Raw genomic sequence first — 20005 nt, forward strand, 5'->3', positions numbered from 1 at the left:
GGCGATATGGCGCAGCGACTGGCGATTATCGGCAACGGCATGGCGGCGGTGCGGCTGGTGGAGCAACTGACCGACCGCGCGCCGGGGCGCTTCGCCATCACCCTGATTGGCGAGGAGCCGACCCTTGCCTATAACCGCATTCTGCTTTCGCCGGTGCTGGGCGGCGAGAAACTCGCCAGCGCCGCGCAACTGCACGACGCGGCCTGGTACGCGGCGCGCGGCGTGGAGCAGCTAACAGGCGAGCGTGTGGAAGCGGTTGACCTGGCGTCGCGCTGGCTGCGCACCACGGCGCGCATGCTCAGCTGGGATGAACTGGTATTCGCCACCGGGTCAGTGCCGTTTATTCCCCCGGTTGAAGGCCATGACCTGCCGCACGTGCGCGGCTTTCGCACGCTGGCGGACGTAGAGGCTATTCTCGCCTTGCCTGGCCCTGCGGTGGTGCTTGGCGGCGGCCTGCTTGGCGTCGAGGCCGCCGCCGCGCTCAACAACCGGGGCGCGCAAGTTACCCTGGTGCACCGCCATCCCTGGCTGATGGAACAGCAGCTCGACGAGCAGGCCGGGGCGATTCTGGCGCAGCATCTGCGCGAGCGCGGCATTGCGTGCCGTCTGGCAAGCGGTATTGCCCGTATTGAAGCGCGACAGGTTGTGCTGAACGAGGGCGAGCGGCTGCCCGCCAGCCGGGTGGTGATGGCGACAGGCGTGCGTCCGAACGTGGCGCTTGCGCAGCGCGCCGGGCTGGTTTGCCAGCGCGCCATTGTTGTAGACGGCCAGCTTCGCGCCTCGCAGCCGGGCGTAAGCGCCCTTGGCGAATGTTGTGAACACAACGGCGAACTGTGGGGGCTGGTGGCGCCCTGTCTGCAACAGGCGGATGTGCTGGCGGCGCGGCTGGCGGGGGAGCCGGTAGCCGATTTTCACTATCAGCAAAGCGGCACGCGCCTGAAGGTTTCCGGCATCGATCTCTTCAGCCTGGGCACGGTCACGCCTTCAGCGGACACGCGCGAGCTGACCGCCTTCGACCCGCTTTCTCGCCACTATCGCCGCCTGCTGTTGCGCGACGGCAAATTAACGGGCGCGCTGCTGCTTGGCGATACCGCCGACGCCGCACAGCTTGCCGCCCAACTGCACCAGCCGGTGGAAGAGCACGCCGGGCTTCTCTTTAACTCTGATTCGCAGCCGCAGGCTGCCGGAAGCGATGCAATGACAAAATCAACCCTGGTGGTTGTCGGCCACGGCATGGTCGGCCACCACTTCCTTGAACAGTGCGTTAACACAAACCTGCACGAGCGTTTTCACATCATCGTTTTCGGCGAGGAAGCGCATCCCGCTTATGATCGCGTGCACTTATCGGAATATTTTAACGGCCGCAGCGCGCAGTCGCTCTCAATGGTCGAGGCGAATTTCTTTGAAACGCACGGCATTGAACTGCGCAGCGGCTGCAAAATCAGCCACATCGATCGTCGCCGCCAGGTGGTTATCGACAGCGAGGGACACGAGACCCACTGGGATAAGCTGATGCTGGCGACGGGATCGTTTCCCTTCGTGCCGCCGGTGGCGGGCAACGCTTTGCCGGGCTGTTTTGTCTACCGCACGCTGGATGACCTGGACGCCATTCGCGAACGGGCGCTAAACGCCACGCGCGGCGTGGTGATAGGCGGCGGGCTGCTCGGGCTGGAAGCCGCCAACGCGCTGAAACAGCTTGGCCTGCAAACGCATGTGGTGGAGTTCGCGCCCGGTCTGATGGCAGTGCAGTTAGATGCGCCGGGCGCGGCGATGCTGCGCGAGAAAATCGAGGCGCTCGGCGTTGGCGTGCATACCAGCAAGGCGACAACCGGGATAGCCGCTGTTGACGGCGCTCTGCGGATGCAGTTTGCCGACGGCGAAAGCCTGGAAACGGATTTGATCGTCTTCTCGGCGGGCATCCGCCCGCAGGACGCCCTGGCGAAGGCCGCGGGGCTTGAGATCGGCGAGCGCGGCGGCATCGTGATTAACGACCAGTGCCGGACAAGCGATGCGAACATTTTCGCCATTGGCGAATGCGCGCTGTGGCAAAACAAAATCTTCGGCCTGGTGGCGCCGGGCTACCAGATGGCGCGCGTCGCCGCCGCACAGCTTGCGGGCGAGGCGGCGGCGTTTCAGGGCGCGGACATGAGCACCAAACTCAAACTGCTGGGCGTGGAGGTGGCGTCTTTTGGCGACGCGCACGGGCGCACCCCGGGCAGCCAGAGCTACCAGTGGACCAACGGCCCGCAGCAGATCTACAAGAAAATCGTGGTCTCGGCGGACAACAAAACGTTGCTTGGCGGCGTGCTGGTGGGCGATAGCAGCGAATACGCCACCCTTTTGCAGATGATGCTTAACGGCATGGCGCTGCCCGCCCGGCCGGAAACACTGATCCTCCCCGCCGACAGCGGCGCGCCCGTAAAGGGGCTGGGCGTGGCGGCGCTGCCGGAAAGCGCGCAAATCTGCTCGTGCCATAACGTCAGCAAAGCGGATATCTGCGCCGCGGTGGCGAATGGCGCCACGGAAATGGGCGCGATAAAAAGCTGCACCAGGGCGGCTACCGGCTGCGGCGGTTGCAGCGCGCTGGTTAAGCAGGTCATGGAGTACCAGCTTGAGCAGCAGGGCGTGGCGGTGAAAAAAGATATCTGCGAGCACTTCCCTTACTCCCGCCAGGAAATTTATCACCTGGTGCGCGTCAACCATATCCGCAGCTTCGACCAGCTCATCAGCCGCTACGGCCAGGGCCTCGGCTGTGAAATCTGCAAGCCGCTGGTGGGCTCCGTGCTCGCTTCCTGCTGGAACGACTATTTGCTCAAGCCCGCGCACCTGCCGCTTCAGGACACCAACGATCGCTACTTCGCCAATATTCAGAAAGATGGCACTTACTCGATCGTGCCGCGTATGGCGGCGGGCGAAGTCACGCCTGATGGGCTTATCGCCATCGGCCAGATTGCCAAACGCTATAACCTTTACAGCAAAATTACCGGCGGCCAGCGTATCGATCTCTTCGGCGCCCGCCTGGAGGAGCTGCCCGCCATCTGGGCTGCGCTGGTGGCCGCAGGTTTTGAAACCGGGCACGCCTACGGCAAGTCGCTGCGCACGGTGAAATCCTGCGTCGGTTCTACCTGGTGCCGCTACGGGGTTCAGGACTCCACGGGCCTCGCCGTTGAGCTGGAACACCGCTACAAGGGGCTGCGCGCGCCGCACAAAATCAAAATGGCGGTTTCTGGCTGCACCCGCGAGTGCGCCGAAGCCCAGGGCAAAGACGTGGGGGTTATCGCCACCGAAAAAGGCTGGAACCTTTACCTTTGCGGCAACGGCGGCATGAAGCCGCGCCACGCGGATCTCTTCGCAAGCGATCTCGACCACGACACGCTTATTCGCACCATTGACCGCTTCCTGATGTTTTACATCCGCACCGCCGACCGTCTGCAACGCACCAGCGTCTGGATGGATAACCTGGAAGGCGGCGTGGATTATCTGCGCCAGGTTATCGTGGACGATTCGCTCGGCATCGGCGAAGAGCTGGAACGCGAAATGGCGCAGATCGTGGATAGCTACCAGTGCGAATGGCAAACCACGCTGGCAAGCCCCGACCGCCTCGCGCTTTTCCGCTCTTTTGTGAATAGCGATAAGCCGGACGAAGCCGTGCAGCGGCGTGAGCTGCGCGGCCAGCCGCAGCCGGTGGAGGTGGCGCAGCCGGTTAGCCTGAAGGGGAGCGAGCCCCCGTGGCAGGCCATTTGCGACGTGGCGGATATCCCGCCGCAGGCGGGCATCGGCGCGCGGCTTGGCGAAATGCAGATTGCGCTCTTTCGCGTAGGCGAGCAGATTTACGCGCTCGATAACCTGGAGCCAGGCAGCGAGGCGAACGTGCTTTCGCGCGGCATACTCGGCGATGCGGCGGGCGAGCCGGTGGTCATCAGCCCGCTCTACAAGCAGCGCATCCGCCTGCGCGACGGGCGGGGTGTTGAAAACGAAGCGGTGTGCGTACGCGCCTGGCCGGTGAAGGTGGAGGCGGGCAAAGTGCTGGTCGGCAACCTGGCGCTGATGGCGCGCGCGGAGGCGTCATGAACACGGTGCGCACCACCTGTCCGTACTGCGGCGTCGGCTGCGGAGTGATTGCGCAGCGCGACGCACACGGCGCGGTGACCGTGCGCGGCGATGCGCGGCATCCGGCGAACGTCGGGCGGCTGTGCGTAAAAGGCGCGGCGCTTGGCGAAACCACCGGGCTTGCCGGGCGGCTGCTTTATCCGGAAATCAACGGCGAGCGGGCATGCTGGGATAGCGCGCTGGATGAAGCGGGAGCGCGGCTTCGCGCCATTATCGACCAGCACGGCCCGCAGGCCGTGGCGTTTTACGCCTCCGGCCAGCTGCTGACCGAGGATTATTATGCCGCTAACAAGCTAATGAAAGGGTTTATCGGCGCGGCGAATATCGACACCAACTCCCGGCTTTGCATGTCTTCCGCCGTGGTGGGCTACAAGCGGGCCTTTGGCGCTGACGCCGTGCCGTGCAGCTATGAAGATATTGAGCAAACGGATCTGCTCATTCTGGTCGGCTCGAACGCCGCCTGGGCGCACCCGGTGCTTTACCAGCGTATTGCGGCGGCAAAGCAGGCGCGTCCTGAAATGAAAGTGGTGGTGATTGACCCAAGACGCACCGCCACCTGCGATATCGCCGATGCGCACCTTGCGCTTGCGCCCGGCAGCGACGCCGGGCTGTTCGTCGGCCTGCTGAACCGGCTTGCGCATAAGCAAGGCGACCGTTTTGATGGCGAAGAGGCGGCTTATGCCGCCGCCCGCGACTGGCCGGTCGAGCGCGTTGCGGCATTCTGCGGGCTGGCCGCTGAAGAGCTTGAACGCTTTTATGATGACTTTCTGAGCGCGCCGCGCGTTATGACGCTCTACACCATGGGGGTCAATCAATCCTCCAGCGGCAGCGATAAGTGTAACGCCATCATCAATGTTCACCTCGCCAGCGGCAAAATCGGTCTTCCCGGCTGCGGGCCTTTTTCGCTGACCGGTCAACCTAACGCCATGGGCGGGCGAGAAGTGGGCGGCCTGGCTAACCAGCTCGCCTGCCACATGGGGTTTGAGCCAGCCGACATCGCCCGGCTCGGGCGCTTCTGGGGCAGCGAGCGCATCGCGCAAACCCCCGGGCTGATGGCGGTAGAGTTATTCGACGCCATCGGGCGCGGCGAGGTGAAAGCCCTGTGGGTGATGGGCACTAACCCGGCGGTTTCGCTGCCGGACAGCGACCGGGTTAAAGCGGCGCTGGCGGCTTGTCCGCTGGTGATCGTTTCCGAGGTTGCGGCGCAGACAGACACCAGCCGCTATGCGCATATCCGCTTTCCGGCGCTGGCCTGGGGCGAGAAAAACGGCACCGTCACCAACTCCGAACGGCGTATTTCCCGCCAGCGGCCGTTTATGCCGGCGCCTGGCGAAGCGCGCGGCGACTGGTGGATAATTTCACAGCTGGCGCAGCGGCTCGGCTATGGCGACGCTTTTCGCTGGCCGCATCCGCATGCGGTTTTTTGCGAGCATGCGGCGCTTTCGGGCTATGAAAACGACGGCGCGAGGGCGTTTGATATCAGCGGGCTTGCCGCGCTTTCACGTGAGGAATATGACGCGCTTGAGCCGGTGCAGTGGCCGGTAAACGCCGGCAGCCCACGCGGCACGACGAGGCTGCTGGCGCAGGGGAGCGGCTGGCGGCAGGAGGGGAAATTACACATGGCGGCGGTCAAACCGCAACTGCCGCAGGCGCGGGTTAACGCACATTACCCGTTGCTGCTTAATACCGGGCGCATTCGCGACCAGTGGCACACCATGACGCGCACCGGTTATGTGCCGCGCCTGATGCAGCATATCCCGTTACCGCAGCTGGATATTCATCCCGACGACGCAACCCGTTATGGGCTTATTGCCGGGGCGCTGGCGAGGGTGCATTCGCCGCTCGGCTGGATGGTGGCGCGGGTGAATCTCACAACGGCGCAGAGGCCAGGCACGTTGTTTGCGCCAATGCACTGGAACGACTGCTTCGCCCGCCAGGGGCGGGTTAACGCGCTGGTGGCGCCGGTGGTGGACCCGCATTCGGGGCAGCCGGAGAGCAAGCAAACGGCGGTGCGTGTTGAAGGCTGGCGCGCTGCATGGCAGGGCGAAATATTCAGCCGTGAAGCGCTAACGCTGCCAACGGAGATGGTCTGGTGGCGGCAGGCGGCAGGCGCGCTTCAACATTATCTTTTCGCCACCGACAGCCAGGCGCCGGAGTGGGCGGCCGGGCTATGCCGCGTGCGCGGCTGGCAGGTTCAGTACGCGCGCGGCGAAAGGTTTGCCCATTTTCTGGCGTGGCGCGAAGGTGAGCTGCAACTGGCTTTTTTCGGCGGCGAAACGGCGCCGAAGATTCAGCGGGAGGCGTTGCTCGCTGCCTTCGTGACGCCTCCCGCTGACGCGCAGGCGCGCCATGCGCTGCTTGGCGCAAACGCGCCCGGCAATCAGGCGCAGGCGGGGCGCACCGTCTGTAGCTGCTTTAGCGTAGGGGAAAACAGCATACGCGCCGCCATTGCCGACGGCTGCGCCAGCGCCGCTGCGCTCGGCGAAAAGCTGCGCTGCGGCACTAACTGCGGTTCCTGCGTGCCGGAACTGAAAGCCTTACTGGCCGAAGCGGCCCACCAGCCCGGTGGCGGCGAGCGCGTGCCCCTTAAGCTTCTCTAACAGCGCTTCGCGGGTCAGCCCTGCCGGCAGGCCAGGCTCAAGGTCGGTTGCTATCAGCGTGAAATTATAATGGTGCGCGCCGCTGCCGGTGGGAGGGCAGGGGCCATACCAGGCGGCGGTGCCGGGGCTGTTTTTGCCGCCGGTAAAGCCTTTAGCGTCACGCAGGTCGTTCGCCGCGAAGCCGGTTGCGGTCGGCGGAATGTTGTAAGCCACCAGATGGGTAACGCCAAGGCCTTTCGCTCCTTCCGGGTCAAAGACAATCAGCGCGTAGCTTTTGGTGCCCTGGGGCGCATTGCTCCAGACCAGCGGCGGCGATTGATTTTCGCCGGTGCAGTTAGGGTTATCTTTGGCGTTGCCCGCATACTTTTTTTCCATCATGGCGTTATCGGCAACAGCCGGAGACTGCAACATAAAAATGCCTTCCGCACAGGCGGCGGAGGCATACAGCGCAGCGGCGCAGGTCAATGCGGACAGCAGCAGCCTTTTCATCATCGGTTTCTCGCACAGGGTGGGTGAGTTAAGCGTAGCGCAGGAGGTTAAAAACGCCTGAGGATAATCCTGAAATCGCGCTTTAACCGCCCGCTTTCTGGTGCGAACGGGTGAGGGCGCTTAGCGCGCGGGAGCGGTATGTTATACTGTGCCGATGTTTTATTTTCCCGGTTATCCGGTCTGAGAGCTGTCGCCGCCTGTCGTTATGCTGTTGTTACGTCAATCTGCTGTCTCATCTGTTGTGTTGCTTGCGCTCCTCTCCGGGGGCGGGGCTGTCGGTGCGCCATCAGGCTATATGCAAAAAGCGCAAAACCCCTTCGATAATAACGCGGATAATCTGCCCGACCTTGGCATGGCGCCGGAAGGCGACGCCACGGCGCGCCATATCGCCACCGTCGCCAAAGCGTTTGGCGAGGCGAGCCAGACCGAAAGCGATCTGGCGCCCGGCCAGCAGGCGCGGCAGTTCGCTTTTACCCGTCTGCGCGACGCCATCAGCGAGCAGGTGACCAGCGAGGCAGAATCGCTGCTTTCGCCGCTCGGCACCGCCAACATTGACTTACTGGTGGACGAGCACGGCAACTTCAACGGCAGCAGCGGTTCGCTCTTTACCCCCTGGCAGGACAACAACCGCTACCTGACGTGGACGCAGCTTGGCGTAAGCGAGCGCAGCGACGGCCTGGTGGGCAACGCCGGCGTCGGCCAGCGCTGGGTGGCGGGCGACTGGTTGCTTGGCTACAACACCTTTTATGACAGCCTGCTGGAAGAGAACCTCCAGCGCGCCGGTTTCGGCGCCGAAGCCTGGGGCGAGTACCTGCGGCTTTCGGCCAATTATTATCAGCCGCTCAGCGGCTGGCGCGAGGGCGAAAGCGAAACGCAGGAACAGCGGCTGGCAAGAGGTTATGACGTGACGGCGCAGGCCTGGCTGCCTTTTTACCGGCACATCAATACCAGCCTTAGCCTTGAGCAATACTTCGGCGACCGGGTCGATCTTTTCGACAGCGGCACCGGTTACCACAACCCGGTGGCGGTAAAAGTCGGGTTGAGTTACACGCCGGTGCCCCTCGTGACCGTCAGCGCGCAGCACAAGCAGGGAGAGAGCGGCGAGAGCCAGAACAACCTGGGGCTGCGGGTGAATTACCGTTTTGGCGTGCCGCTCGGCAAGCAGCTTTCGGCGGCGGAAGTGGCGACCACCAGTTCGCTGCGCGGCAGCCGTTACGACCGGGTGGAGCGCAGCGGCGCGCCAGTGGTGGAGTTTCGCCAGCGTAAAACGCTTTCTGTTTTTCTCGCCACGCCGCCGTGGGACCTGAACCCCGGCGAGACGGTGGCGCTGAAGTTGCAGGTGCGCAGCCTGCACGGGATCCGCCAGCTCTCCTGGCAGGGAGATACCCAGGCGTTGAGTCTGACGCCGCCGCTGAACGGCCGCAGCGCCGACGGCTGGAGTATTATCATGCCCGCCTGGGACAGCACGCCCGGCGCCAGCAATAGCTGGCGGCTTTCAGTCACGGTGGAGGATGAGCGCGGCCAGCGTGTGACCTCTAACTGGATAACCCTGCGCCTGACCGAGCCGGTGCAGGCGCTGCCGCAGGACGACCCGCGCTACAATTTGCTGCCGGAAAATTAGAACACGCGTTCCTGATGCACCCAGACTGCCGCTTCCACGCGCGATTTAAGCTTCATCTTTTTCAGCAGGTGCTTCACATGCACTTTCACCGTGCTTTCGGTGATATCAAGCTTGCGGGCGATCATCTTATTAGGCAGCCCCTGGGCGATGAGTTTTAAGATATCGCGCTCGCGCGGCGTAAGCTGCGACACGTCGCGCTCGGAGGTGGCGCGGCTTGCGCGCAGGCTCGCCGCCAGCACCGGCGTGAGCGCTTCGCTCAGCACCATTTCGCCTGCCGCCGCTTGCTGTAACGCCCGCAGCAGCTCTTCCGGCTCCATGTCTTTCAGCAGGTAGCCATCCGCGCCGCGCTTGAGCGCCGTCACCACGTCCTCTTCATGATTCGAAACGCTAAAGACGACCACGCGGCCGGAAAGGGCTTTTTCACGCAGCTTGTCCAGCGTTTCCAGACCATTCATGCCGGGCATGTTGAGATCGAGCAGGATAAGGTCCGGATCTAACGCCTCGGCCATGTCGATACCCTGTTCGCCGTTGCCGGCTTCGCCGACAACCGTAATGCCTGGCGCCATGCTGATAAGTTGCTTAACGCCGGTGCGCAGCATGGGATGATCGTCAATCAGCAGGATGGTGGCGGGTTCCGGGTTACTCATGGAGTTCTCCTTGTACAGATAAAAGGGGCGCATCGGGAATAAAGGTCACCACCACTTCGGTGCCGCCTGTCTCCCGCCGCCGGATCTGACAGTCACCGCGCAAACTCTGCGCGCGGTCACGCATAATAATCAGGCCATAGTGGTTGCTGCGCTCGGCGTTGTCGGGCAGACCGCAGCCGTTGTCTTTCACCGCCAGGCGCACCTGCTTGCCCTGCAACGCGACGATGACGGTCAGCGCGCTGGCCCCGGCGTGCTTGAAGGCGTTATTGAGCGCTTCACGGGCAATCTGCACCAGGTGAATGGCCTGATGTGAAGGCACAAGACGCGGCGGCAACTGGTAGTCAAGCTCAACCGGGAAGCCAAGACGCGCGCTAAACTCCTGACAGCTTGCCTCCAGCGCCGCCTTCAGGCCCGGTTCGGTAAGCTTAAGACGAAACGTGGTCAGCAGCTCGCGAAGCTGGCGCCAGGAGGTGTTGAGTTCATTGCGGATCTGGCTGAGAAGATCGCGGCTCGCCTCGGGCAGCGCGTCGCCCTGCATTTGCAGACAGCTTACCTGCATCTTCATGCAGGAGAGCGACTGGGCGATAGAATCATGAAGCTCGCGCGCGATGGCGGCGCGCTCTTCCAGCAACATCAGCTGCTGTTTGCGTTCCTGCTGGCGTTCCAGTGCGAGCGTAGCGGTAAGCTGCTCGGTGAGCGTATCAATCATCTGTTGCTGGTCGTGGCTTAAATGGCAGCCCGGCGGCAGCTTCGCCAGCAGCAGGCCGTACTGGGTATGGCTGTCTGCAAGGCGCCACTTCAGGGTCGTTTGCGTTTCGCCCGCTGGCTCGCGGCGCGGGCACAGCGTGCAGCCTTTTTCCGCACAGCGCTCGTCCGGCTGCCAGAGAAACTCCTGGTAGTGCTCCTCGTCATCCACTTCATAAACCCGCAGCGCGATGTCATGCAGCAGGGTGAGCTGTTGCAGATCGTTAAGCACCGGCGCCAGTCTTTCGCACAGCGGCGCGCTGGAGTGAAGGCGGCGGTTCGCCTGCCAGAGAAACGCGAGGATCTGGTTTTTATGCTCAAGCCCGGCGGTTTTTTCTTTTACGCGCGCCTCCAGCACCGCGTAGCTTTCCGCAAGCTCCGCCGACATGCTGTTGAGCGCCTGGCCAAGCGTCGCCATTTCGTCGCGCCCGGTGATTTGCACGCGCTGGGTGAAATCGCGCTGGCCAGCCGCCTGCGCCATCGACAGCAGCGCGCGCCAGGGGCGCAACAGCCGTTTTCGCAGCCAAATCAGGGTGAAAACCAGCAGTAGCCCGGTCAGCAGCGCCATGGCGCGCTGGAGCCAGACCACTCGCTCAATACGCAGCTCGGTTGTGTGATCGAAGGCAGTGACAAGGCGGTCTATCTGGCTGACGAACTGCCCGACGGCAGCGTTCACTTCCTGCGGCGCAGAGGCCGCGCGCAAGGCGGGGGAGAGATCGCCGCGCCAGTAGGCCTGAATTGCCCGCAACTGCGGCTGCTGGCCGTCGCGCGCGGCGGCGCGCTCAAGCTCCGGGCTCCAGGCGGTACGCGCCATTTCGTCGAGCAGCGGCGCGTCGTCCGCATCCAGCGGCACGCTGGCAAGCAGCCGGTAACTTTGCATACGCAGGGAGCCTGCTTTGTTAATGGCGTGCGCATTGCCCTGAATGCCCTGCGCCAGCCAGCCTGCAACGCCCATGCCCGCTACGCCAAGCCCGGCGAGCAGAAAGACAATCAGCGCCAGCTGATTGACCAGGGTAAGCGGAGAAAAGAGGCGTTTTAGCATGCGCGAAGCGTCCTGAATGGCGATAAATACGACAGGGAAACTATTGTCTGGTATCCCCCGGAGTATACCCATACCTCTAAGGGATTACTCCTTTATTGCCATGAGCCGGAGGAAAAGGGGCAGGTCGGAACAGGGGAAGCGCAGCGGAGTGAAAAACCACACTTTTTTTGCCTGTTCAGGCTACTCACTTAGGGGCATGGTTAATTTTTTATCGATTTACGGCGTGAATATCCATTGATTTACATCAACTTACGCGACGCGCTAACGCCTAAGGTGGCGGGGAGTTTATCCCCAACATTTGAGGTGTCTATGAGTCACTCTTCCGTCCCGGAACGGGCTTCCGGCGCGTTGTTAACCGACTGGCGGCCCGAGGACAGCACATTCTGGGAACGCCAGGGGCATCGCACGGCGCGTCGCAATCTCTGGATTTCTGTGCCTTGCCTGCTGCTCGCGTTTTGCGTCTGGATGCTGTTCAGCGCCGTCGCGGTGAACCTGAACAAAGTCGGCTTTCAGTTTACAACCGACCAGCTCTTTATGTTGACGGCGCTGCCTTCAGTTTCCGGCGCGCTGCTGCGCGTACCGTATGCGTTTATGGTGCCGGTTTTCGGCGGCCGCCGCTGGACGGCGTTCAGCACCGGTATTTTGATTATTCCCTGCCTGTGGCTCGGCTTTGTGGTGCAGGATCCGACCACGCCCTTCAGCACGTTTATTATTATCGCGCTGCTGTGCGGCTTCGCAGGGGCTAACTTCGCTTCCAGCATGGCTAACATCAGCTTTTTCTTTCCAAAGCAAAAGCAGGGCGGGGCGCTGGGTATTAACGGCGGTCTGGGTAACCTTGGCGTAAGCGTAATGCAGCTGGTGGCGCCGCTTGCGGTTTCGCTCTCTATGTTTGCGGTATTTGGCGGCACGGGCGTCCAGCAGGATAACGGCACAATGCTGTATCTGGAAAACGCGGCGTGGGTCTGGGTGGCGCCGCTTGCGATTTTCACCGTGGCGGCCTGGTTCGGCATGAACGATCTCGCTACGTCTAAAGCCTCGTTGCGTGAACAGCTGCCGGTACTCAAGCGCGGTCATTTGTGGATCATGAGCTTGCTTTACCTGGCGACCTTCGGCTCTTTTATCGGCTTTTCCGCGGGCTTCGCTATGCTCTCGAAAACCCAGTTTCCCCAAGTGGACATCATGCACTTCGCCTTCTTCGGGCCGCTGGTAGGCGCGCTTGCCCGTTCGGCGGGCGGGGCGATTTCCGACCGTCTTGGGGGAACGCGGGTAACGCTTGTGAACTTTATTCTGATGGCGGTCTTCAGCGCGCTGCTGTTTCTTACGCTGCCTGCGGGTGGCGAAGGCGGCAATTTCATCGCCTTCTTCGGCGTCTTCCTGCTGCTCTTTTTGACCGCAGGGCTTGGCAGCGGCTCTACTTTCCAGATGATCTCGGTTATTTTCCGCAAGCTAACCATGGACCGCGTGAAAGCGCAGGGCGGTACCGAGGAACAGGCGCTGCGCGAAGCGGCAACCGACACGGCGGCGGCGCTTGGGTTCATCTCCGCCATTGGCGCTATCGGCGGTTTCTTTATCCCGAAAGCGTTCGGCACCTCGCTGGCGCTGACCGGCTCGCCAGCGGGCGCGATGAAAGTCTTCTTTGTGTTTTATGTGGTATGCGTTGTGGTGACCTGGGCCATTTATGGTCGTAAGTCGTCACGCTAAAAGTTAACCTTTTGGTTATCCTTTGCGCGGCTTCGGTCGCGCCTTTTTTTAGTGCTATTTAGTTACAACATACTAAAAAGAAACGCGTTACAGACAGCGACCTTATGTGAAGTGCATCGCAGCGGGTAGGGGATATACCACCAAATACCCCGCCGTGGCTGGAAAACGGTATATGGCGATGACATTTTCAGGAAATCCTTTTATAAACAACATGATAGTTATTTCCAGTAATTGCCACTTTGGTGGTAGCGCCGAATTTCGCACGCCTTAACCTTCCCCTCCCGCTTGATCGTTATCAATTCCGCTAACTTAGCGCGGCGTTACCGTGCCGCCATTGCAGCAATGTCGATTTACCAGAAGGGCCTTAAGGCTCTCTACAGGAGAAACGCTGATGAGCAAATTTCTGGACCGGTTTCGCTACTTCAAACAGAAGGGCGACACCTTTGCCGATGGGCACGGCCAGCTTCTTAAAACCAATCGTGACTGGGAAGAGAGTTACCGCCAGCGCTGGCAGCACGATAAAATTGTGCGCTCGACGCACGGCGTGAACTGCACCGGCTCCTGTAGCTGGAAAATTTATGTCAAAAACGGCCTGGTGACCTGGGAAACCCAGCAGACCGACTATCCGCGCACCCGCCCGGATATGCCGAACCACGAGCCTCGCGGCTGCCCGCGCGGCGCCAGCTATTCCTGGTATCTTTACAGCGCTAACCGCCTGAAATACCCGCTGATGCGCAAACGCCTGATCAAACTCTGGCGTGAAGCCAAAGCGCGCCATAGCGACCCGGTCAACGCCTGGGCTTCCATTATCGAAGACAGCGAAAAAGCGAAAAGCTACAAACAGGCGCGCGGGCGCGGCGGCTTTGTTCGCTCCTCCTGGCAGGAAGTGAATGAGCTTATCGCGGCGGCGAACGTGTATACCGCTAAAACTTTCGGCCCGGACCGTATCGCGGGCTTCTCGCCGATCCCGGCGATGTCGATGGTCTCTTATGCCTCCGGGGCACGTTACCTCTCGCTGATTGGCGGCACCTGCCTGAGCTTCTATGACTGGTATTGCGACCTGCCGCCTGCGTCGCCCATGACCTGGGGCGAACAGACCGACGTACCCGAATCCGCCGACTGGTATAACTCCAGCTACATTATCGCGTGGGGCTCTAACGTTCCGCAGACCCGTACGCCGGATGCCCACTTCTTTACCGAAGTGCGCTACAAAGGCACCAAAACCGTTGCGGTAACACCGGACTACGCCGAAATCGCCAAGCTGTGCGACCTGTGGCTGGCGCCGAAGCAGGGCACCGACAGCGCCATGGCGCTGGCGATGGGCCATGTGATGCTCAAAGAGTTCCATCTCGACAAGCCAAGCCAGTATTTTACCGACTACGTGCGCCGCTACACCGATATGCCGATGCTGGTGATGCTGGAAGAGCGCGACGGCTACTATGCGGCGGGCCGCATGCTGCGCGCCGCCGACCTGGTGGACGCGCTGGGCCAGGAAAATAATCCTGAGTGGAAAACCGTCGCTTACGACAACCGCAACGGCGACCTGACAGCGCCGAACGGATCTATCGGCTTTCGCTGGGGCGAAAAAGGCAAGTGGAACCTGGAACAGCGCGACGGCGCCACCGGCGAAGAAACCGAGCTGCGTTTGTCGCTGCTGGGCCATCAGGACGAGATTGCCGAGGTGGGCTTCCCGTACTTTGGCGGCGAAAGCAGCGAGCATTTCAAGAATGTGAAGCTGGAAAATATCCTGCTGCACAAACTGCCGGTGAAGCGCATTACGCTTGCCGACGGCAGCCAGGCGCTGGTCGCCACCGTTTACGATTTGACGCTTGCCAACTATGGCCTCGACCGCGGGCTGAACGACGCTAACTGCGCCGCCAGCTACGACGACGTCAAAGCCTATTCACCCGCCTGGGCTGAGCAGATCACCGGCGTGCCGCGCGCGCAGATTATCCGCACCGCCCGCGAGTTTGCCGATAACGCCGATAAAACCCACGGCCGCTCCATGATTATCGTCGGGGCGGGTCTGAACCACTGGTATCACATGGATATGAACTACCGTGGGCTTATCAATATGCTTATTTTCTGCGGCTGCATCGGCCAGAGCGGCGGCGGCTGGGCGCACTATGTAGGCCAGGAGAAGCTGCGTCCGCAGACCGGCTGGCAGCCGCTGGCGTTCGCGCTGGACTGGAACCGTCCGCCGCGCCACATGAACAGCACCTCCTTCTTCTATAACCACTCCAGCCAGTGGCGCTATGAATCCCTGACGGCGGAAGATCTGCTGTCGCCGCTGGCGGATAAATCCCGCTACAGCGGTCATCTGATTGACTTTAACGTGCGCGCCGAGCGCATGGGCTGGCTGCCTTCCGCGCCGCAGCTTGGCGTTAACCCGCTGCGCATTAAAGCGGCGGCTGACAAAGCGGGCATGAGCCCGGTGGATTACACCGTGAATGCGCTGAAGTCGGGCGATATCCGCTTCGCAGCAGAGGAGCCGGAAAACGGTAAAAACCACCCGCGCAACCTGTTCGTCTGGCGCTCCAACCTGCTCGGCTCTTCCGGTAAAGGGCATGAGTATATGCTCAAATATCTGCTCGGCACCGAGAACGGCATTCAAGGGAAAGACCTGGGGCAGCAGGGCGGCGTGAAGCCGGAAGAGATCGAGTGGCAGGATAACGGCCTTGACGGCAAGCTGGACCTGGTGGTGACGCTGGATTTCCGTCTCTCCAGCACCTGTCTCTATTCCGATATCGTGCTGCCGACCGCCACCTGGTATGAGAAAGACGACATGAATACCTCGGATATGCATCCGTTTATTCATCCGCTTTCCGCCGCCGTGGACCCGGCATGGGAGTCGAAAAGCGACTGGGAAATCTACAAGGGCATCGCGAAGAAATTCTCTGAAGTCTGCGTGGGCCATCTGGGTAAAGAGACCGACGTGGTCACCCTGCCGATTCAGCACGACTCAAACGCCGAGCTGGCGCAGCCGCTGGACGTTAAAGACTGGAAGAAAGGCGAGTGCGAGCTGATCCCGGGAAAAACCGCGCCGCATATTATCGCCGTCGAGCGTGATTACCCGGCGACTTATGAGCGCTTCACCTCTATTGGGCCGCTGCTCGATAAAATCGGCAACGGCGGCAAGGGTATCGCCTGGAATACCCAGAGTGAAATGGATCTGCTGCGCAAGCTTAACTACACCAAAGCGGAAGGGCCGGCCAAAGGCCAGCCGATGCTGAACACGGCGATTGACGCCGCTGAGATGATCCTGACGCTGGCGCCGGAAACCAACGGTCAGGTGGCGGTTAAAGCCTGGGCGGCGCTCAGCGAATTTACCGGACGCGACCACACGCACCTGGCGCTGAATAAAGAAGAGGAGAAAATCCGCTTCCGCGATATTCAGGCGCAGCCGCGCAAAATTATCTCCAGCCCCACCTGGTCCGGGCTTGAAGATGAACATGTCTCTTATAACGCCGGTTATACCAACGTTCACGAGCTGATCCCCTGGCGTACGCTCTCTGGCCGTCAGCAGCTTTATCAGGATCACCAGTGGATGCGTGATTTCGGCGAAAGCCTGCTGGTTTACCGTCCGCCCATCGACACCCGCTCGGTGAAAGCGGTAATGGGCCAGAAGTCCAACGGCAACCCGGAGAAGGCGCTGAACTTCCTGACGCCGCACCAGAAATGGGGCATTCACTCCACCTACAGCGACAACCTGCTGATGCTGACGCTGTCGCGCGGCGGCCCGATTGTCTGGATGAGCGAAGACGACGCGAAAGATCTCGGCATTGCGGATAACGACTGGATTGAAGTGTTTAACGCCAACGGCGCGCTGACCGCCCGTGCGGTGGTAAGCCAACGCGTACCGGCGGGGATGACCATGATGTATCACGCCCAGGAGCGCATCGTGAATATTCCGGGTTCGGAAATCACCGGCCAGCGTGGCGGCATTCATAACTCGGTCACCCGCATCAGCCCGAAACCGACCCATATGATCGGCGGCTATGCGCAACTGGCCTACGGCTTTAACTACTACGGCACCGTGGGTTCTAACCGCGATGAGTTTGTAGTGGTTCGTAAGATGAAGAACATTGACTGGTTGGACGGCGAAGGCAACGACCAGAAACAGGAGAGCGTAAAATGAAAATTCGTTCACAAGTCGGCATGGTGCTGAACCTTGATAAGTGCATCGGCTGTCACACCTGTTCGGTGACCTGTAAAAACGTCTGGACCAGCCGCGAAGGGATGGAATACGCCTGGTTTAATAATGTCGAAAGCAAGCCGGGCGTCGGCTTCCCTAGCGACTGGGAAAACCAGGAGAAATGGAAGGGCGGCTGGGTGCGCAAAATTAACGGCAAGCTGCAACCCCGCATGGGCGGGCGCGGCATGCTGCTGGGGAAAATTTTCGCCAACCCGCATCTGCCGGGCATTGACGATTATTATGAGCCGTTCGACTTCGACTATCAGCACCTTCATAACGCGCCGGAAGGCAAACATCAGCCGATAGCGCGCCCGCGCTCTAAAATTACCGGCCAGCGGATGAATAAAGTCGAAGCAGGCCCGAACTGGGAAGAGATCCTGGGCGGCGAATTTGAAAAACGCTCGCAGGATAAAAACTTCGACAACATGCAGAAGGCGATGTACGGGCAGTTTGAAAATACCTTCATGATGTACCTGCCGCGCCTGTGCGAACACTGCCTGAACCCGGCGTGCGTGGCGACCTGCCCGAGTGGCGCGATTTACAAGCGTGAAGAAGACGGCATTGTGCTGATTGACCAGGACAAATGCCGCGGCTGGCGTATGTGCGTAACCGGCTGTCCGTACAAAAAAATCTACTTCAACTGGAAAAGCGGTAAATCTGAGAAATGCATTTTCTGCTATCCGCGTATTGAAGCAGGCATGCCGACGGTGTGTTCTGAAACGTGCGTGGGCCGTATTCGCTACCTCGGCGTGCTGCTTTATGACGCGGACGCCATTGAACAGGCGGCGAGCACCGAGCATGAGACCGATCTTTATCAGCGTCAGCTGGATGTGTTCCTCGATCCGAACGATCCGAAAGTGATTGAGCAGGCGCTGAAAGATGGCGTGCCGCAGAGCGTTATCGACGCCGCCCAGCAGTCGCCGGTCTGGAAACTGGCGATGGACTGGAAGCTGGCGCTGCCGCTGCACCCGGAATACCGCACGCTGCCGATGGTCTGGTATGTGCCGCCGCTGTCGCCTATCCAGTCTGCCGCTGACGCGGGCGAACTGGGCCGCAACGGCATTCTCCCGGATGTAGAGAGCCTGCGCATTCCGGTGCAGTATCTGGCGAACCTGCTTACCGCAGGCGACACCCAGCCGGTGCTGCTGGCGCTTAAACGCATGCTGGCGATGCGTCACTACAAGCGCGCTGAAACGGTGGATGGCGTAAATGACATCCGCGCGCTGGAAGAAGTGGGGCTGACTGAGGCGCAGGCGCAGGAAATGTATCGTTACCTGGCTATCGCCAACTACGAAGATCGCTTCGTTATTCCTTCAAGCCACCGTGAACTGGCGCGCGACGCTTTCCCGGAGCGCAACGGCTGCGGCTTTAGCTTCGGCGACGGTTGTCACGGCTCGGACAGCAAGTTCAACCTGTTCAACAGCCGCCGCATCGACGCCGTCGACGTGACCGTGAAAGGGGAGCATCTGTAATGGAATTGCTTATTCTCTCGCGTTTGCTGGAATACCCTGACGCTGCGCTCTGGCAGCATCAGCAAGAGCTGTTCGACGCGCTGGCTGAAGCCGAGCATTTGTCGCTGAAGGATGCCCACCAGCTGGGCGTCTTTATCCGCGACTTGCTTAACCAGGATCTGCTGGATGCCCAGGCAAGCTACAGCGAGCTGTTTGACCGCGGGCGCGCCACCTCGCTGCTGTTGTTTGAGCATGTGCATGGCGAATCCCGCGATCGCGGCCAGGCGATGGTGGATCTGCTGGCGCAGTACGAGCGCGCAGGGCTTGAGCTGAACAGCCGTGAATTGCCGGATCACCTGCCGCTTTATCTGGAATATCTCGCCCAGTTGCCGCACGCCGAAGCGGTGGGCGGCTTGCAGGATATCGCGCCGATTCTGGCCTTGCTCGGCGCCCGTCTTAAGCAGCGCGAAAGCCGTTATGCATTAATTTTCGACCTGCTGTTAAACCTTGCGCAAAGCCGCGTGGATGAGCAAAAAGTGCAGGCGCAACTGGCGGGCGAAGCGCGGGACGATACGCCGCAGGCGCTGGATGCCGTCTGGGAAGAAGAGCAGGTGAAGTTTTTCGCCGATAAAAGCTGTGGCGAAGACGCCATCAGCGCTCACCAGCGCCGCTTCGCCGGGGCCGTCGCCCCGCAGTATCTGACTATCTCTACCGGAGGACAGCAATAATGCACTTCCTGAATATGTTCTTCTTCAGTATCTACCCCTACATAGCGGGAACAGTGTTTCTGGTGGGGAGCTGGCTGCGCTACGACTATGGACAATATACCTGGCGCGCGGCCTCCAGCCAGATGCTTGATCGTAAGGGGATGAACCTGGCGTCTAACCTGTTTCACATCGGCATTCTGGGGATCTTCTTTGGTCACCTGTTCGGCATGCTGACGCCGCACTGGATGTACGAGTGGTTTTTACCGGTGGCCGTGAAACAGCAACTGGCGATGTTCGCAGGCGGCGTATGCGGCGTGCTGACGCTGGTGGGCGGTTTGCTGCTGCTGAAGCGCCGTTTGTTCAACCCGCGTATCCGCGCTACTTCCACCACGGCGGATATTCTCATCCTGAGCTTGCTGATGATTCAGTGTACGCTGGGGCTGATTACCATTCCGTTCTCGGCACAGCATATGGATGGTTCAGAGATGATGAAGCTGGTGGGTTGGGCGCAGCATGTGGTGACCTTCCGCAGCGGCGCGGCGGAGCAGCTTGACGGCGTGGCGTTTATTTTCCGCCTGCACCTGGTGCTTGGCATGACGCTGTTCCTGCTCTTCCCGTTCACCCGACTGGTGCATGTCTGGAGCGCGCCGGTGGAATATTTAACGCGTAAGTATCAGGTGGTGCGCGCGCGCCGCTGA

The 20005-nt window shown here is 61.0% G+C and carries 11 protein-coding genes; 8 read left to right on the forward strand and 3 right to left on the reverse strand.

Annotated elements, in window-relative coordinates; translation table 11 throughout:
• Window positions 1–6 precede the first annotated feature (6 nt).
• Together nirB and DW56_RS03665 are read left to right on the forward strand one after the other, a co-directional pair.
• A complete protein-coding gene (nirB, locus tag DW56_RS03660) occupies window positions 7–4071 on the forward strand; it encodes a nitrite reductase large subunit NirB (RefSeq protein ID WP_081711363.1) in 4065 nt (1354 codons plus the stop codon).
• Window positions 4068–6710 carry a nitrate reductase gene (locus tag DW56_RS03665; RefSeq protein WP_024562137.1) on the forward strand — a complete coding sequence of 881 codons (2643 nt, stop codon included), beginning with the start codon at window positions 4068–4070 and terminating at the stop codon, window positions 6708–6710. The genes nirB and DW56_RS03665 overlap by 4 nt, the downstream gene beginning before the upstream one ends.
• On the opposite strand, the gene DW56_RS03670 is transcribed toward DW56_RS03665, so the two are convergent.
• Window positions 6648–7199, reverse strand: coding sequence for a YbhB/YbcL family Raf kinase inhibitor-like protein (locus DW56_RS03670; RefSeq protein ID WP_024562138.1), 552 nt, complete (start codon window positions 7197–7199; stop codon window positions 6648–6650). The genes DW56_RS03665 and DW56_RS03670 overlap by 63 nt on opposite strands.
• Before the next feature lie 205 nt (window positions 7200–7404).
• Between DW56_RS03670 and DW56_RS03675 the strand changes: the two genes are divergently transcribed.
• Window positions 7405–8820, forward strand: coding sequence for a YchO/YchP family invasin (locus DW56_RS03675; protein WP_049294505.1), 1416 nt, complete (start codon window positions 7405–7407; stop codon window positions 8818–8820).
• Here DW56_RS03675 and narL read toward each other — a convergent pair.
• Window positions 8817–9467: a two-component system response regulator NarL gene (gene narL, locus DW56_RS03680; protein WP_024562140.1), complete on the reverse strand. Its 651-nt coding sequence runs from the start codon at window positions 9465–9467 to the stop codon at window positions 8817–8819. The two genes, DW56_RS03675 and narL, sit on opposite strands and share 4 nt — an antisense overlap.
• Window positions 9460–11253, reverse strand: a complete 1794-nt coding sequence (gene narX, locus DW56_RS03685; protein ID WP_029589731.1) for a nitrate/nitrite two-component system sensor histidine kinase NarX — start codon at window positions 11251–11253, stop codon at window positions 9460–9462. The genes narL and narX overlap by 8 nt, the downstream gene beginning before the upstream one ends.
• A gap of 309 nt (window positions 11254–11562) precedes the next feature.
• On the opposite strand from narX, the gene DW56_RS03690 reads away from it, so the two are divergent.
• The 5 genes from DW56_RS03690 (at window position 11563) to narI (ending at window position 20005) form a co-directional block, all read left to right on the forward strand.
• A complete protein-coding gene (locus DW56_RS03690; RefSeq protein ID WP_024552361.1) occupies window positions 11563–12954 on the forward strand; it encodes a NarK family nitrate/nitrite MFS transporter in 1392 nt (463 codons plus the stop codon).
• Between the two features lie 391 nt (window positions 12955–13345).
• Complete coding sequence (locus tag DW56_RS03695) at window positions 13346–17092, forward strand: nitrate reductase subunit alpha (RefSeq protein ID WP_024552360.1); 3747 nt, start codon at window positions 13346–13348, stop codon at window positions 17090–17092.
• Entirely contained in the window at window positions 17089–18621 is a 1533-nt protein-coding gene (gene narH, locus DW56_RS03700) for a nitrate reductase subunit beta (protein ID WP_024552359.1), read from the forward strand. Before DW56_RS03695 ends, narH begins: the two co-directional genes overlap by 4 nt.
• Complete coding sequence (narJ, locus tag DW56_RS03705; protein WP_024552358.1) at window positions 18621–19328, forward strand: nitrate reductase molybdenum cofactor assembly chaperone; 708 nt, start codon at window positions 18621–18623, stop codon at window positions 19326–19328. The genes narH and narJ overlap by 1 nt, the downstream gene beginning before the upstream one ends.
• Window positions 19328–20005 (forward strand): respiratory nitrate reductase subunit gamma, encoded by a 678-nt coding sequence (narI, locus tag DW56_RS03710; protein WP_024552357.1) that lies wholly within the window; start codon window positions 19328–19330, stop codon window positions 20003–20005. Before narJ ends, narI begins: the two co-directional genes overlap by 1 nt.

It is taken from the genome of Franconibacter helveticus LMG 23732 (assembly GCF_000463115.2).
In the GTDB taxonomy this organism is placed as follows: Bacteria; Pseudomonadota; Gammaproteobacteria; order Enterobacterales; family Enterobacteriaceae; genus Franconibacter; species Franconibacter helveticus.